The organism is Streptomyces sp. NPDC094032 (assembly GCF_040303965.1).
Classification (GTDB): Bacteria; Actinomycetota; Actinomycetes; order Streptomycetales; family Streptomycetaceae; genus Streptomyces.
In genome coordinates this window covers 75,368-89,325 of sequence record NZ_JBEOUE010000013.1, presented here as the reverse complement: position 1 = coordinate 89,325, position 13,958 = coordinate 75,368, and the positions used below count along the sequence as shown (strand labels likewise).

At 72.3% G+C, this 13,958-nt stretch carries 14 protein-coding genes; 5 read left to right on the top strand and 9 right to left on the bottom strand.

The window, feature by feature from the left end:
• Window positions 1-27: 27 nt before the first annotated feature.
• Genes tal through pgl form a run of 4 tightly spaced genes read left to right on the top strand, consistent with a single transcriptional unit; the run spans window position 28 to window position 4,512 of the window.
• Window positions 28-1,146 carry a transaldolase gene (tal, locus tag ABTZ54_RS19795; protein WP_351664844.1) on the top strand — a complete coding sequence of 373 codons (1,119 nt, stop codon included), beginning with the start codon at window positions 28-30 and terminating at the stop codon, window positions 1,144-1,146.
• A gap of 5 nt (window positions 1,147-1,151) precedes the next feature.
• Entirely contained in the window at window positions 1,152-2,684 is a 1,533-nt protein-coding gene (gene zwf / locus ABTZ54_RS19790; RefSeq protein WP_351664837.1) for a glucose-6-phosphate dehydrogenase, read from the top strand.
• Window positions 2,681-3,733, top strand: coding sequence for a glucose-6-phosphate dehydrogenase assembly protein OpcA (gene opcA / locus ABTZ54_RS19785; RefSeq protein ID WP_351664835.1), 1,053 nt, complete (start codon window positions 2,681-2,683; stop codon window positions 3,731-3,733). Before zwf ends, opcA begins: the two co-directional genes overlap by 4 nt.
• Window positions 3,730-4,512, top strand: a complete 783-nt coding sequence (gene pgl, locus ABTZ54_RS19780) for a 6-phosphogluconolactonase (RefSeq protein WP_351664833.1) — start codon at window positions 3,730-3,732, stop codon at window positions 4,510-4,512. The genes opcA and pgl overlap by 4 nt, the downstream gene beginning before the upstream one ends.
• 22 nt (window positions 4,513-4,534) lie before the next feature.
• Here the strand turns inward: pgl and ABTZ54_RS19775 are convergent, their stop codons facing one another.
• From ABTZ54_RS19775 to ABTZ54_RS19755, 5 genes are all read right to left on the bottom strand, one after another.
• Window positions 4,535-6,085 (bottom strand): PH domain-containing protein, encoded by a 1,551-nt coding sequence (locus ABTZ54_RS19775; RefSeq protein WP_351664831.1) that lies wholly within the window; start codon window positions 6,083-6,085, stop codon window positions 4,535-4,537.
• Complete coding sequence (locus ABTZ54_RS19770; RefSeq protein WP_351664829.1) at window positions 6,082-6,585, bottom strand: PH domain-containing protein; 504 nt, start codon at window positions 6,583-6,585, stop codon at window positions 6,082-6,084. Before ABTZ54_RS19770 ends, ABTZ54_RS19775 begins: the two co-directional genes overlap by 4 nt.
• Window positions 6,586-6,587: 2 nt before the next feature.
• A complete protein-coding gene (pgi, locus tag ABTZ54_RS19765) occupies window positions 6,588-8,252 on the bottom strand; it encodes a glucose-6-phosphate isomerase (protein ID WP_502997280.1) in 1,665 nt (554 codons plus the stop codon).
• Between the two features lie 64 nt (window positions 8,253-8,316).
• Window positions 8,317-9,084, bottom strand: coding sequence for a sugar isomerase domain-containing protein (locus tag ABTZ54_RS19760; RefSeq protein ID WP_351664827.1), 768 nt, complete (start codon window positions 9,082-9,084; stop codon window positions 8,317-8,319).
• Between the two features lie 212 nt (window positions 9,085-9,296).
• Entirely contained in the window at window positions 9,297-10,235 is a 939-nt protein-coding gene (locus ABTZ54_RS19755; protein ID WP_351664825.1) for an N-acetylglucosamine kinase, read from the bottom strand.
• Window positions 10,236-10,291: 56 nt separating this feature from the next.
• Here ABTZ54_RS19755 and ABTZ54_RS19750 point away from each other — a divergent pair, with 56 nt between their 5' ends.
• Window positions 10,292-11,143: a MurR/RpiR family transcriptional regulator gene (locus tag ABTZ54_RS19750; protein WP_351664823.1), complete on the top strand. Its 852-nt coding sequence runs from the start codon at window positions 10,292-10,294 to the stop codon at window positions 11,141-11,143.
• A gap of 64 nt (window positions 11,144-11,207) precedes the next feature.
• Here the strand turns inward: ABTZ54_RS19750 and ABTZ54_RS19745 are convergent, their stop codons facing one another.
• The 4 genes from ABTZ54_RS19745 to ABTZ54_RS19730 all read right to left on the bottom strand — a co-directional run bounded on the left by ABTZ54_RS19745 (window position 11,208) and on the right by ABTZ54_RS19730 (window position 13,947).
• A complete protein-coding gene (locus tag ABTZ54_RS19745; RefSeq protein ID WP_003957010.1) occupies window positions 11,208-11,543 on the bottom strand; it encodes an RNA polymerase-binding protein RbpA in 336 nt (111 codons plus the stop codon).
• Between the two features lie 77 nt (window positions 11,544-11,620).
• The gene (gene secG, locus ABTZ54_RS19740; protein ID WP_056561581.1) at window positions 11,621-11,851 is read right to left on the bottom strand and encodes a preprotein translocase subunit SecG; all 231 of its coding nucleotides are present in this window, start codon (window positions 11,849-11,851) and stop codon (window positions 11,621-11,623) included.
• A gap of 97 nt (window positions 11,852-11,948) precedes the next feature.
• On the bottom strand, window positions 11,949-12,728 hold the full coding sequence (gene tpiA, locus ABTZ54_RS19735) for a triose-phosphate isomerase (protein WP_351664821.1): 780 nt from the start codon (window positions 12,726-12,728) through the stop codon (window positions 11,949-11,951).
• A gap of 7 nt (window positions 12,729-12,735) precedes the next feature.
• A complete protein-coding gene (locus ABTZ54_RS19730) occupies window positions 12,736-13,947 on the bottom strand; it encodes a phosphoglycerate kinase (protein WP_351664819.1) in 1,212 nt (403 codons plus the stop codon).
• Window positions 13,948-13,958: the final 11 nt, after the last annotated feature.

Here is a 13,958-nt window from a genome sequence, read left to right as displayed (position 1 = left end):
GTACGACTTAATGGAGATGCAATTCCCATGACAGACGCTCTCAAGCGCCTCTCCGACGAAGGCGTCGCGATCTGGCTGGACGATCTCTCGCGCAAGCGGATCACGTCCGGCAACCTGGCCGAGCTCATCGACCAGAGCCACGTGGTGGGTGTGACCACCAACCCGTCCATCTTCCAGAAGGCGATCACCTCGGGCGACGGTTACGAGCAGCAGCTCGTCGACCTGGCCGTCCGCAAGGTGACCGTGGACGAGGCCATCCGGATGATCACGACGGCTGACGTGAGGGACGCCGCCGACATCCTGCGCCCGGTCTTCGACGCGACCGAGGGCCAGGACGGCCGGGTCTCCATCGAGGTCGACCCGCGGCTGGCCCACCAGACGGCCCCCACCATCGCCGAGGCCAAGCAGCTGGCCTGGCTGGTGGACCGCCCCAACACCCTCATCAAGATCCCGGCCACCAAGGCGGGTCTGCCGGCGATCACCGAGGTCATCGGCCTCGGCATCAGCGTCAACGTGACGCTGATCTTCTCGCTGGAGCGCTACCGCGCGGTCATGGACGCCTACCTGGCGGGCCTGGAGAAGGCCCGCGAGCGCGGCCTGGACCTCTCCGAGATCCACTCCGTGGCGTCCTTCTTCGTGTCCCGCGTGGACACCGAGATCGACAAGCGCCTCGACGGCATCGGCACGGACGAGGCCAAGGCCCTCAAGGGCAAGTCGGCCCTGGCCAACGCGCGTCTCGCCTACGAGGCGTACGAGGAGGTCTTCTCCTCCGAGCGCTGGGCGGCCCTCGACAAGGCGCACGCCAACAAGCAGCGTCCGCTGTGGGCCTCGACCGGCGTCAAGGACCCGGCCTACAAGGACACCCTGTACGTGGACGACCTGGTCGCCCCGGGCACGGTGAACACCATGCCGGAGGCCACCCTGGAGGCCACCGCCGACCACGGGCAGATCGTGGGCGACACGATCCGCGGCACCTACGACGAGTCCCGTCAGGTGCTCGACGCGGTGGCGAAGCTGGGCATCTCGTACGACGAGGTCGTCCAGCTCCTGGAGGACGAGGGCGTCGACAAGTTCGAGGCGTCCTGGAACGACCTGCTCAAGTCGACCGAGGCGGAGCTCGCCCGCCGCGCACCTTCGGAGGCGTAATCACCTTGAGCGCAGTCACCGGAGCGAACCCGCTCCGTGACGCCGCAGACCGACGGCTCCCGCGTATCGCGGGGCCGTCGGGTCTGGTGATCTTCGGTGTCACGGGCGATCTGTCCCGCAAGAAGCTCATGCCCGCGGTCTACGACCTCGCCAACCGCGGTCTGCTCCCGCCGGGCTTCTCGCTGATCGGCTTCGCCCGTCGCGAGTGGCAGGACGAGGACTTCGCACAGGAGGTCCACGACGCCGTCAAGCAGCACGCCCGCACCCCGTTCCGCGAGGAGGTGTGGCAGCAGCTGATCCAGGGGATGCGCTTCGTCCAGGGCGACTTCGACGACGACGACGCCTTCGACCAGCTGAAGACCACCATCGAGGAGCTGGACAAGGCGCAGGGCACCGGCGGCAACTTCGCCTTCTACCTGTCCGTGCCGCCGAAGTTCTTCCCCCTGGTCGTCCAGCAGCTGAAGAAGCACGGCCTGGCCGACCAGAAGAACGGCTCCTGGCGCCGAGCGGTCATCGAGAAGCCCTTCGGTCACGACCTGGCCTCCGCCAAGGAGCTCAACGAGGTCGTCCACGAGGTCTTCCCGCCCGACGCGGTCTTCCGCATCGACCACTACCTCGGCAAGGAGACCGTCCAGAACATCCTGGCGCTCCGCTTCGCCAACACCCTCTTCGAGCCGATCTGGAACCGGTCGTACGTCGACCATGTGCAGATCACCATGGCCGAGGACATCGGCATCGGCGGCCGGGCCGGGTACTACGACGGCATCGGCGCCGCCCGTGACGTCATCCAGAACCACCTGCTCCAGCTGCTCGCGCTGACCGCGATGGAGGAGCCCGCCTCCTTCGACGCCGACGCGCTCGCCGCGGAGAAGACCAAGGTGCTCGGCGCGGTGAAGCTGCCGAAGGACCTGGGCGAGTCCACCGTGCGCGGCCAGTACGCGGCCGGGTGGCAGGGCGGCGAGAAGGCCGTCGGCTACCTCCAGGAAGACGGCATCGACCCGCAGTCGAAGACCGACACCTACGCGGCCATCAAGGTGGAGATCGACAACCGCCGCTGGGCGGGCGTCCCCTTCTACCTGCGCACCGGCAAGCGGCTCGGCCGCCGGGTCACCGAGATCGCGGTGGTCTTCCAGCGCGCCCCGCACTCCCCCTTCGACCAGACGGCGACGGAGGAGCTCGGCCAGAACGCGCTCGTCATCCGCGTGCAGCCGGACGAGGGCGTCACCATGCGCTTCGGCTCCAAGGTGCCGGGGACGCAGATGGAGGTCCGGGACGTGTCGATGGACTTCGCCTACGGCGAGTCCTTCACCGAGTCCAGCCCCGAGGCCTACGAGCGGCTCATCCTCGACGTCCTGCTCGGCGACTCCAACCTCTTCCCGCGCGTCGAGGAGGTCGAGCTGTCCTGGAAGATCCTCGACCCGATCGAGCAGTTCTGGGACCGGCACGGCAAGCCCGCGCAGTACCAGTCCGGGACCTGGGGTCCGGTCGAGGCGGACGAGATGCTCGCACGAGACGGCAGGAGCTGGCGCCGGCCATGAAGACCGACCTGACGGACACCACGTCCTCCAAGATCAACAAGGCGCTGGTGCTCGGGCGGCGGGCCATCGGCACCCCGGCCGTCGGCATGGTGCTCACCCTCGTCATCGTCACCGACGAGGAGAACGCCTACGACGCGCTCAAGGCGGCCAACGAGGCGTCCCGCGAGCACCCCTCGCGGACCCTCGTCGTCATCAAGCGGGTCTCGCGCTCCCCGCGGGACCGCGCCCAGGCGCGGCTCGACGCCGAGGTCCGCCTCGGCGCCGACGCCAGCACCGGCGAGACGGTCGTGCTCCGGCTGTACGGCGAGGTCGTCGACCACGCCCAGTCGGTGGTGCTGCCGCTGCTCCTCCCGGACGCGCCCGTCGTCGTCTGGTGGCCGGTGAACTCGCCGGTCGACCCGGCGAACGACCCGCTGGGCGCCCTCGCCCAGCGCCGTGTGACCGACACGTACGCCGCCGAGCAGCCCATCCAGGAGCTGGCCGCGCGCGCGGACGCGTACACCCCGGGCGACACGGACCTCTCGTGGACCCGGATCACCCCGTGGCGCTCGATGCTGGCCGCCGCGCTCGACCAGGTCGCGTGCGAGGTCACCTCGGCCGTGGTGGAGGGCGAGGAGTTCAACCCGAGCGTCGAGCTGCTCGCCATGTGGCTCGCGGACCGGCTGACGATCCCGGTGCGGCGCGCCAAGTCGGCCGGGCCCGGCCTCACCTCGGTGCGGCTGGAGTCCGACTGCGGCCCCATCGTGCTCGACCGGCCGGACGCCTCGCTGGCCACGCTCTCCATCCACGGGCAGCCGGACCGTGCCGTGGCGCTCAAGCGCCGCGAGACGTCCGAGCTGATCGCGGAGGAGCTGCGCCGCCTCGACCCGGACGACACGTACGCCTCGGCGCTGCGGTTCGGTCTGGAGCGGCTCGACGAGGAGGCGGCGACCACCGCGCCCGTCGCCGTCCCCGTCGAGGAGGCCCCCGAAGCCGAGGCTCCGGCGGCTCCGGCCCCGGCGGCGAAGGCCGCGAAGAAGGCCCCGGCCAAGAAGGCGGCGGCCAAGTGAGCACCCCTCAGCTCGTCGTCCACCGCGACAAGGAGCTGATGGCCCAGGCCGCGGCGGCCCGGCTGATCACGAAGATCGTGGACGCCCAGGCCGCCCGGGGCGCCGCCTCGGTGGTGCTCACCGGCGGGCGCAACGGCAACGGGCTGCTCGCGGCGCTGCGCGAGGCACCCGCGCGGGACGCGGTCGACTGGTCGCGGCTCGACCTGTGGTGGGGCGACGAGCGCTTCCTGCCCGAGGGCGACCCGGAGCGCAATGTCACCCAGGCCCGCGAGGCGCTGCTCGACAGCGTCCCGCTGGACCCGGCCCGGGTGCACGCGATGCCGGCCTCGGACGGCCCGTACGGCCACGACGTCGAGGCCGCCGCCGACGCCTACGCGGCGGAGCTCGCGGCGGCGGCCCTCCCCGGCGACCACGGCGGGGTGCCCACCTTCGACGTGCTGATGCTGGGCGTCGGCCCGGACACGCACGTGGCCTCGCTCTTCCCGGAGCTCCCGGCGGTCCGCGAGACCGAGCGGACGGTGGTGGGGGTGCGCGGCGCCCCCAAGCCGCCGCCGACCCGGGTCTCGCTGACCCTTCCGGCGATCCGGGCGGCGAAGGAGGTCTGGCTGCTCGCGGCCGGCGAGGACAAGGCGAAGGCCGCGGCCATCGCGCTGTCCGGCGCGGGCGAGGTGCAGGCCCCGGCGGCCGGCGCCTACGGCCGCTCGCGCACGCTGTGGCTGCTGGACGCGGCGGCGGCCTCGGAGCTGCCGCGCGCCCTGTATCCGCCGGCCACGGCCTGAGGACACGTCACGGAGGCCCGGTTCACCGCTCGGTGGGCCGGGCCTTCGGCGTCTCCGGGGGCGGTACGGGCTCCAGGAAGGGTGCGAGGAGGTCCGGCACCGCGTGCGCCGCGAAGAGCAGGCCCTCGCTCTCGTCGGCGTCGTACACGGCGTACGCGCCCTCTCCCGCGGCGGTCGTGGCGCTCAGCGTGAGCACGCCCGCGCGCCGCTGGAACCAGGACCGCTTGACGGTCCAGCCGATCACCCCGGCGCGCTGGAGGGCGACGGTGGAGCGGCGCACCGTGCCCGAACGGGTCACCAGATAGGCGCCGCTGACGCCGTGTCCGAGATTGCGGTACGCGTCGAGGGCGAGGGCGACCCAGAGCGGGGTCAGCAGGGCCGTCGCGCCCGCCACGTAGAGCAGCACCGGGGTCAGCCAGAGGCCGAGCCCGGCCAGCAGGGCCGCCGGGCCGAGCCCGCCCCACAGCGCCCAGCCGATCCTGCGGCGGCGCGCGGCCCGGGGGTGCCCGGTGAGCGGGGCGCCGGTGGGCGGCTCGGCCTCCCGCAGCACCTGCGCGACGATCCGGTCGGCGTGCGCGCGGGGCACCGGCGGGGCCAGGTTCTTGAGGTCGGCGTGCTTGTCGTCGTCGTTCTGGGCGAGCCCGGTGGCGACGGCGTCGACGCGGGCCCCCCGGAACAGGCGTACGCCGAGGGGTTCGACGAGCTCGGCCCCGCGCAGCCTGCGCTCCTCCAGCGAGATCGAGCGGGCGGTGAACAGGCCGCGGCGGACCCGCAGGGTGCCGCCCGGCTCGCGCTCCAGGCGGTAGCGGAACCACATCTCGACCCACAGGCCGAGGGCGCCGAACAGTCCGGCGACGACGGCGATCAGGGCGAGATCGACGATCATCCAGGTCAGCGAGACGTCCTCGAAGCGGTCCCCTATCCAGTGGATGACCTCGTCCTGCGCGCCGAACCAGTCGCTGACCTGCATCACGGTCCCGGCCGCCGCCGTGGCGAGCAGCGGAGTGACGAAGGAGACCGGGGCGTAGCGGATCCAGCGCGGGTCCACCGTGGCGAGGACGCCGTCGTGGACAGGGTCCTCGGGGCCCTTGAGCCGGGCGAGCAAGGTGTGGCGGAGCTGCTCGCCCTCGGCGCGGGCGACCAGGTCGAGTTCCAGGGTGGACTCGCTCCCCGCGTGCTCCCCGGTGCCGATGCCGACCTTGACCAGGCCGAGGACGCGTTGCAGGGGGTTCGCGGTGAGGTCGACGCTGCGGATGCGTTCGCGGGCCAGGGAGCGGCGTTTCACCACGACGAGACCGGTGTGCAGTTCGACCAGCTCGGGGCCGATCCGGTAGCGGGTGCGTCGGAGCCGGACCCAGTCGGCGGCCGTGCCGCCGCCGATGAGCAGGAACGCGCCGGCGAGGACCCAGGCGGCGGCCTGCCAGGCGGGGCGGGAGCCGGAGGAGAGGCTGAGGAACGCGGGGAGGGCCGCGCCGCCGGCGATGCCGCACAGGACGGCGGCGCCGGCGAGGAGGCTGCGGGGGTGGAGGCGGCGCCAGTCGGGTCCTTCGACGCCTGCGCCGCTCTCCGTCATGTGGCGTCCCCGGGGGTCGCCCGGGTGATCGCGGTGAGTCGGTCGGCCAGCTCCGCCGCGAGTTCGTGGTCGAGGCCCTCGATGCGGAGCTCGCCCTTGGAGGAGGCGGTCGTGACGGTGACCGTGGCGAGCCGGAAGCTCTGCTCCAGCGGGCCCCGGACGGTGTCGACGGTCTGGATGCGGGACATCGGGGCGATCCGCCACTCCTGCCAGAGGGCGCCGGTCCGCACGTACACCGCGTCCTCCGTGACCTCCCAGCGGTGTACGCGGAACCACCAGGCGGGCAGGAAGGCGGCGCAGGCGAGCCCGACGGCCGCGAGGACCGCGGCCGGGAGCAGCAGCCAGAACCGTGCCGGGGTGATGAGCCACCCCAGCACGGCCAGGAGGGCCACCGGAACGGCCGTCGTCACCAGGAGCTGCGCTCGCCACCAGGGGACGGCCCTGCCGTCCACGGCGTTCCTCGGCGGGCGCAGCCGTACCGCCTCCTCCCCCGTCGTCATCGTCAGTCCCGGCCGCGCAGCGAGCGGTACGCGGAGACGAGGCCGGCGGTGGAGCTGTCGAGCTGCTCGGCTCCCGCGCCGTCGGTGAGGACCGGCTCGATCTTCTTGGCGAGGACCTTGCCGAGCTCTACGCCCCACTGGTCGAAGGAGTCGATGTTCCAGACGGCGCCCTGGACGAAGACCTTGTGCTCGTAGAGCGCGACCAGCTGGCCGAGCACCGACGGGGTGAGCGCGTCGGCCAGGATCGTGGTGGTCGGGTGGTTGCCCTGGAAGGTCTTGTGCGGGACGAGCTCCTCCGGGACGCCCTCGGCGCGTACCTCGTCGGGCGTCTTGCCGAAGGCGAGCGCCTGGGTCTGGGCGAAGAAGTTCGCCATCAGCAGGTCGTGCTGGGCGACCAGGCCGGGCTGGAGGTCGGCGACGGGGCGGGCGAAGCCGATGAAGTCGGCCGGGATGACCTTGGTGCCCTGGTGGATCAACTGGTAGTAGGCGTGCTGGCCGTTGGTGCCGGGGGTGCCCCAGACGACCGGGCCGGTCTGCCAGTCCACCGGCTGCCCGTCACGGGTCACGGACTTGCCGTTGGACTCCATGTCGAGCTGCTGGAGGTACGCGGTGAACTTGGAGAGGTAGTGCGAGTACGGCAGGACGGCGTGCGCCTGGGCGTCGTGGAAGGCGCCGTACCAGACGCCGAGGAGGCCGAGCAGGAGCGGGACGTTCTCCTCGGGGGCGGCGGTCCTGAAGTGCTCGTCGACGAGGTGGAAGCCGTCGAGCATCTCGCGGAAGGCGTCCGGTCCGATCGCGATCATCAGGGAGAGGCCGATGGCGGAGTCGTAGGAGTAGCGGCCGCCGACCCAGTCCCAGAACTCGAACATGTTCGCCGTGTCGATGCCGAACTCCTCGACCTTCTCGGCGTTGGTCGACAGGGCGACGAAGTGCTGGGCCACGGCCTCCTGGCCGGCCCCGAGACCGGCGAGGAGCCAGGTGCGGGCGGAGGTGGCGTTGGTGATCGTCTCGATGGTGGTGAAGGTCTTCGAGGCGACGATGAAGAGGGTTTCCGCCGGGTCCAGGTCGCGGACGGCCTCGTGGAGGTCGGCGCCGTCGACGTTGGAGACGAAACGGAACGTCAGGTCGCGCCGGCTGAAGGAGCGCAGCACCTCGTAGGCCATCGCCGGGCCGAGGTCGGAGCCGCCGATGCCGATGTTCACGACGTTCTTGATCGGCTGGCCGGTGTGGCCGGTCCACTCGCCGGCGCGGACGCGGTCGGCGAAGGCGCTCATCTTGTCGAGGACGGCGTGCACCTCGGGGACGACGTTCACGCCGTCCACCTCGATCACGGCGCCTCGCGGGGCGCGCAGCGCGGTGTGCAGGACCGCGCGGTGCTCCGTGTTGTTGATCTTCTCGCCCCGGAACATGGCGTCGCGCAGCTCGGTGACGCCGGTGGCGGCGGCGAGGTCGCGCAGGAGCGCCAGGGTCTCGTCGGTGACGAGGTTCTTGGAGTAGTCCAGATACAGGTCGCCGACGCGCTGCGTGTAGGTGGTGCCGCGCTCGGGGTCGGCGGCGAACAGCTCGCGCAGGTGTGTGGCGCCGAGCTGCTCGCGGTGCTTTCCGAGGGCCGCCCACTCGGGCAGCTGGTTGAGCCTGGTACGGCCTTCGTTACTCATCTCGGACATCGCCCATTTCTTCGTCTTGCCGCGTCTTACCGCCAACCTAATTGATCCGGTGTGCGAAACGTGTTCAGTGGCCGCCGCGGTGCAGGCGTCCCGCGTAGCGGGCTTCGAGGAGGGCGTTGCGCTCGTGGCCGCCGGGGAGGTTGGCGGAGACGTAGACGGGCGGCTCGTGGCCCTCCGCGAGCAGGAGCGCGACGGCTTCGGCGACGACCATCTGGACGAGGAGGGAGGAGGTGAGCGTGGAGATCCCGCACAGCGCGGTGCCGGGCGTGGGCAGCGGGAGGACGGCGTCGCCGGCGGGGGCGCAGTTGTCGAGCACGGCGTCGGCGAGGTCGGCGAGCCGCTTGCCGCCGGGGTGCAGTGCGGGGACGGCGTGGGTGTGGTCGAGGGAGGTGAGCGCGACGAGGGGGTGACCGGCGTCGGTGACCTTGAGGGCCATGTCCACGATCGAGTTGTTGACGCCGGAGTTGGAGATGATGACGAAGAGGTCCTGTGGGCGGGGTGTGGCGAGCGCGTACAGCCGGTCGGCGAGTCCCGGCCGCCGTTCGAGCAGCGGGTCCTGGAGGACGGCCGGGTCCTCGCCGCCCCGGAGCACGAGGTCCGCGAGCGCGATCCTGCTCGTCGGCACGAGCCCTCCAGCCCTGCCCGCCACTTCGAGCGCCGCGGCCTGGGAGTGCCCGGTCCCGAAGGCGTGGATCACCCCGTCGGCGGCCACGCAGTCGGCGAAGAGCCGGGCGGCGGCGGGGACGGAGTCCTGGTTGACGGCTACGGCACGGTCGAGGGCGGCGCGGGCGAGGTCGGCGAAGTGGGCGGCGGTGGGGGTGGGTTGGGGCACTGGGATGCTCCTCCTCTGGCTTGCCGAACCGGTGGTATCGGATCTGGTCGGCTCAATGAACCAGGACGTTGGGGCACGGTCAAGAGCGCGGGTCGCACCCGTGGGGTGACGGGGGTCGGGGCCAATCGCTCCGCCCCCCGCCCCCCCGTTGTGGGCAATCGTTCCGCAGGGCGGAACGGGTGGGCACAACGGAACGGCGCCCCCTGCCGGGCCTAGGCTTCCGCGCCTGTACGTCCACCCCCCGCGCGCCGCGCCAACGCCACCGCCCCCGCGAGCCCGTCGCGCACAGGGTCCGGGACCAGCCCCAGGTCCGCGACCCGGGCGGTCAGCCGGGGCAGGAGCGGGCCCCCGGGGGCCAGGAGGGCGCCCGTCGTGACGAGGGGCTCTCCGGGGCGCGGGGTCAGCGCGCGTACCGTGGCGGCCAGTTCGTCGGCCGCGGCGTCGAGGAGGCGGGCGGACACCACGTCGCCGGAGCGCGCCGCCGCCACCACCAGCGGGCTCAGCGCAGCCAACCGCACCGGCTCCACCCCGTACGCGTACCGGACCACGTGCTCCTTGGTCAGGCCCCCGCACAGCTCCCCGACCGGCCCCGCGAGGGCGGTCGACGGGCCCCGCCCGTCCAGCGCCCGCAGCACCGCCCGCAACGCCTCCCGCCCCAGCCAGAAACCGCTCCCAGCGTCACCGAGCAGCCACCCGTCACCGTCGGCCGCGCGGACCGCGCGCCGGTCGGCCACCCGGGCCGCCGCCGCGCCCGTGCCGGCGATGAGCACGAGCCCGTCGGCCGGGGCCCCCGCGCCGCCCGCGAAGGCGACGTCCGCGTCCCCCAGCACCTCGACCCGGCCGCCCCGCACGCCCGCCAGGGCCAGCGCCTCCGTCAGCGCCGCCCGCGCCCGCTCCCGGCCCCCGCCGGGCCCGCCGCCCGCGAAGCCGCCCACCACGGCGGCGACGGGGCACCCGCCCGGCGGCAGCGCCCCGCGCAGGGCCTCGCCCAGATGGCGGACGAGCGCGTCGGGGGGCACGGTCAGCGCGTTGCCCGGGCCCCCGGCGCCCTCGCCGAGGACCCGGCCGGTCGCCGCCTCGGCGAGCCGCGCCCTGGTCCGCGTACCGCCCGCGTCGACGCCGATCACGTAATGAATCCCGGATTCGTTCATCAGCCCGCATGGTGATTGATAGATTCATCGGAACACAAGACCCACGAAGGCACCTCATGATCACCGCGCTGATCCGTTCCGAACTCCCCCGGATGTCCGGCTCCTTGCGCAAGGTCGGCGACTGGGTCCTCGCCGACCCGACCCGGGTCCCCGGGCTCTCCGCCGCCGAGCTGGGCCGCCGTACGGGCACCTCGCAGGCCACCGTGACCCGGTTCTGCCACGCCGTCGGGCTCGACTCGTACCAGCGTCTGCTGCTCGAACTCGCCCGGGAGCAGGGCCAGGAGAGTCAGGCGGCCGAACGGACGCCGCTCGGGCCGGAGATCGGGCCCGACGAGCCGCTGGAGCGGGTCGTCGCCGCCGTCGCCCGCGCGGACCTCCAGGCCCTGCGCGCCACCGCCGAGCAGCTCGACCTCGGCGCCCTGGAGCGGGCCGCCCGCGTCCTCGCCCAGGCGCGCCGGATCGACGTCTACGGCGTGGGCGCGTCCGGGGTCCTCGCCCTGGAGACCCAGGCCCGGCTCTTCGGCATCGGCTGCGAGGCGCGCGCCTGGACCGAGGTGCACGCGGCGGAGACCTCGGCCGCTCTCTTGACCCCCGCGGACGCGGTCGTCGCCCTGTCCCACTCGGGCGCCACCCGCGAGGTGCTCGCGCCGCTGCGGCTCGCCGCCGAGCGGGGCGCCGCGACGGTCGCCGTCACCGGGGACCCGCGCTCCCCCGTGGCCCACGCGGCCGGCGTCCACCTCACCTCGACGGCGGCCGGCACCGGCTTCCGGCACGGCGGCTTCGGCACCCGCCACTCGGTGCTACTCATCCTGGACTGCCTCTACGCGCGCGTGGCCCAGCTGACCTACTCGCGCGCCACCGCCGCCCTGGCGCTCACCGCGCACATCGCGGACGTCCATCGGCGATGACGAACGGGCCCCGCTCGCGAACTCGGTTCGCGGGCGGGGCCCGTTCGGTCACATCACACCACGCTCAGATCTCGCCGCGCAGCTTGGCAAGCGCCTCGGCCAGGATCGCCTCGCCGTCCGCGTCGCTGCGCCGCTCCCGTACGTACGCGAGATGCGTCTTGTACGGCTCGGTGCGCGGCGGGTCCGGCGGGTTGTCCCGGTCCTGACCTGCCGGGAAGCCACAGCGCGGGCAGTCCCAGGTATCGGGGACCTGTGCGTCACTGGCGAAGCTGGGCTGGGTCTCGTGCCCGTTCGAGCACCAGAAGGAGATGCGGAGCCGCGGTGCGGACTCGCCCCGCTCGGCCTCTCCCATCGGCCCCGCTCCGACCCGGCTTCCCCGGATCGCGTTGCCACTTGCCACGGTCGTAACTCCCTGCGTGATGGTGCTCGAAGATGCCCCAGTCTACGTAAGGCCCAACGCGCGTCCAGTGATTGGAGTTACCCGTCCAACTTCATCAGCAGGCCGAGCACGACAATGCAGGCGAACCAGAGCAGACCGATCACGACGGTGATGCGGTCCAGGTTGCGCTCGGCGACCGAGGAGCCGCCGACGGACGACTGCATGCCGCCACCGAACATGTCGGAGAGGCCGCCGCCCTTCCCCTTGTGCATCAGCACGAGCAGCATCAGCAGCGCGCTGAAGACGATCAGGGCGATCGAGAACCCCATAACCACGGCTGGACCAACTTCCTCGGACTTATACGGACGGGGGCCGGGCGCCTGCCCGACCCCCGCAAGGGTACGACGTATCTCCGCTACCGCATACTCACTGGTCGCGGAAGCGCACGATCTTGACGAACTCGTCGGCGTCCAGCGAGGCACCGCCGACCAGGGCACCGTCGATGTCGGGCTTGGCCATGATCTCGGCGACGTTGCCGCCCTTGACGGACCCGCCGTACTGGATGCGGATCTTGTCGGCGACGTCCTGCGAGTACAGCTCGGCCAGCTTGCCGCGGATCGCCCCGCAGACCTCCTGGGCGTCGTCGGCGCCGCAGACCTTGCCGGTGCCGATGGCCCACACGGGCTCGTACGCGATGACGACGGTCTCGGCCAGGTCGGCCGGGAGGCCCTTCAGGCCGCCCTCGACCTGGGCCAGGGTGTGCGAGACGGCGTCGCCGGCCTCGCGGACCTCCAGCTCCTCGCCGACACAGAGGATCGGGGTGATCCCGTGCGCGAAGGCGGCCTTCACCTTGGCGTTGCACAGCTCGTCGGACTCGCCGTGGTACTGGCGGCGCTCCGAGTGGCCGACGGCCACGAAGGCGCACTTCAGCTTGGACAGCATGAGGCCGGAGATCTCGCCGGTGTAGGCACCGGACTCGTGCGCCGAGATGTCCTGGGCGCCGTACTTGATCTTCAGCTTGTCGCCGTCGACCAGGGTCTGCACGGAGCGCAGGTCGGTGAAGGGAGCCAGGACCGCGACCTCACAGGCGTCGTAGTCCTTGTCCGTGAGCGCGAAGGCCAGCTTCTGGACGTGGGCGATGGCCTCGAGGTGGTTGAGGTTCATCTTCCAGTTGCCCGCCATCAGCGGGGTGCGAGTGGTGCTCATGAAAAGGTCAGTCCTCCAGTGCGGCGAGGCCGGGGAGCGTCTTGCCCTCGAGGTATTCGAGGGAGGCGCCGCCGCCGGTCGAGATGTGGCCGAAGGCATTCTCGTCGAAGCCCAGGATCCGGACGGCCGCGGCGGAGTCGCCGCCGCCGACCACGGTGAAGGCCGGGGAGTCGACGAGCGCCTGGGCGACGGCCTTGGTGCCCTCGGCGTAGTCGGGGTGCTCGAAGACGCCCATCGGACCGTTCCAGAAGACGGTGCCCGCGTCGGCCAGCTTCGAGGCGTACAGCTTGCGGGTCTCCGGACCGATGTCCAGGCCCTCCTCGTCCGCCGGGATGGCGGTCGCGGCGACCGTGGTCGGGTTGGCCGGGGCCTTGGTCTTCAGGTCCGGGAAGTCGGGCGAGACCAGCACGTCGACGGGGAGCACGAACTCCACGCCGCGCTCGTCGGCGCGCTTGAGGTAGTCCAGGACCGCCGGGATCTGGTCCTCCTGGAGCAGCGAGATGCCGACCTCGTGGCCCTGGGCCTTGAGGAAGGTGTACGCCATGCCGCCGCCGATGAGGATGCGGTCGGCCTTCTCCAGGAGGTGGTCGATCACGCCCAGCTTGTCGGAGACCTTGGCGCCGCCGAGGACGACCACGTACGGACGCTTGACGTCCTCGGTGAGCTTCTTCAGGACGCCGACCTCGTTGGCGATGAGGTAGCCGGCGGCGTGCGGCAGGCGGGCCGGGAGGTCGAAGACCGAGGCGTGCTTGCGGTGCACCGCGCCGAAGCCGTCGCCGACGTAGAGGTCGGCGAGGGAGGCCAGCTGGTCCGCGAAGGCGCCGCGCTCGGCGTCGTCCTTGGCGGTCTCGCCCGCGTTGAAGCGCAGGTTCTCGATGACGGCGACCTGGCCGTCGGTCAGGCCCGCGACGGTCGCCTTGGCCGAGTCGCCGACGGTGTCGGTCGCGAAGGCCACGTCGGCGCCGAGCAGCTCGCCGAGCCGCTTGGCGGCCGGGGCGAGCGAGAACGCCGGGTCCGGGGCGCCCTTGGGGCGGCCCAGGTGCGAGGCGACGACCACGCGGGCGCCCGCGTCGGCCAGGGCCTTGACGGTGGGGACGACGGCGCGGATGCGCCCGTCGTCGGTGATGGTGGTGCCGTCGAGCGGCACGTTGAGGTCGGCGCGGACGAACACCCGCTTGCCGGAGACGCCTTCGGCGAGAAGCCCGTCGATCGTCTTCATCTGTTCACTGA

Coding starts and splice junctions, on each gene's coding strand:
- ABTZ54_RS19770 (WP_351664829.1), bottom strand. CDS start 6,585: ATGACGACGGGGGAGGAGGCGGTACGGCTGCGCCCGCCGAGGAACGCC.
- ABTZ54_RS19775 (WP_351664831.1), bottom strand. CDS start 6,085: ATGACGGAGAGCGGCGCAGGCGTCGAAGGACCCGACTGGCGCCGCCTC.
- opcA (WP_351664835.1), top strand. CDS start 2,681: ATGAAGACCGACCTGACGGACACCACGTCCTCCAAGATCAACAAGGCG.
- ABTZ54_RS19730 (WP_351664819.1), bottom strand. CDS start 13,947: ATGAAGACGATCGACGGGCTTCTCGCCGAAGGCGTCTCCGGCAAGCGG.
- secG (WP_056561581.1), bottom strand. CDS start 11,851: ATGGGGTTCTCGATCGCCCTGATCGTCTTCAGCGCGCTGCTGATGCTG.
- pgi (WP_502997280.1), bottom strand. CDS start 8,252: ATGTCCGAGATGAGTAACGAAGGCCGTACCAGGCTCAACCAGCTGCCC.
- tal (WP_351664844.1), top strand. CDS start 28: ATGACAGACGCTCTCAAGCGCCTCTCCGACGAAGGCGTCGCGATCTGG.
- ABTZ54_RS19750 (WP_351664823.1), top strand. CDS start 10,292: ATGATCACCGCGCTGATCCGTTCCGAACTCCCCCGGATGTCCGGCTCC.
- tpiA (WP_351664821.1), bottom strand. CDS start 12,728: ATGAGCACCACTCGCACCCCGCTGATGGCGGGCAACTGGAAGATGAAC.
- ABTZ54_RS19755 (WP_351664825.1), bottom strand. CDS start 10,235: ATGAACGAATCCGGGATTCATTACGTGATCGGCGTCGACGCGGGCGGT.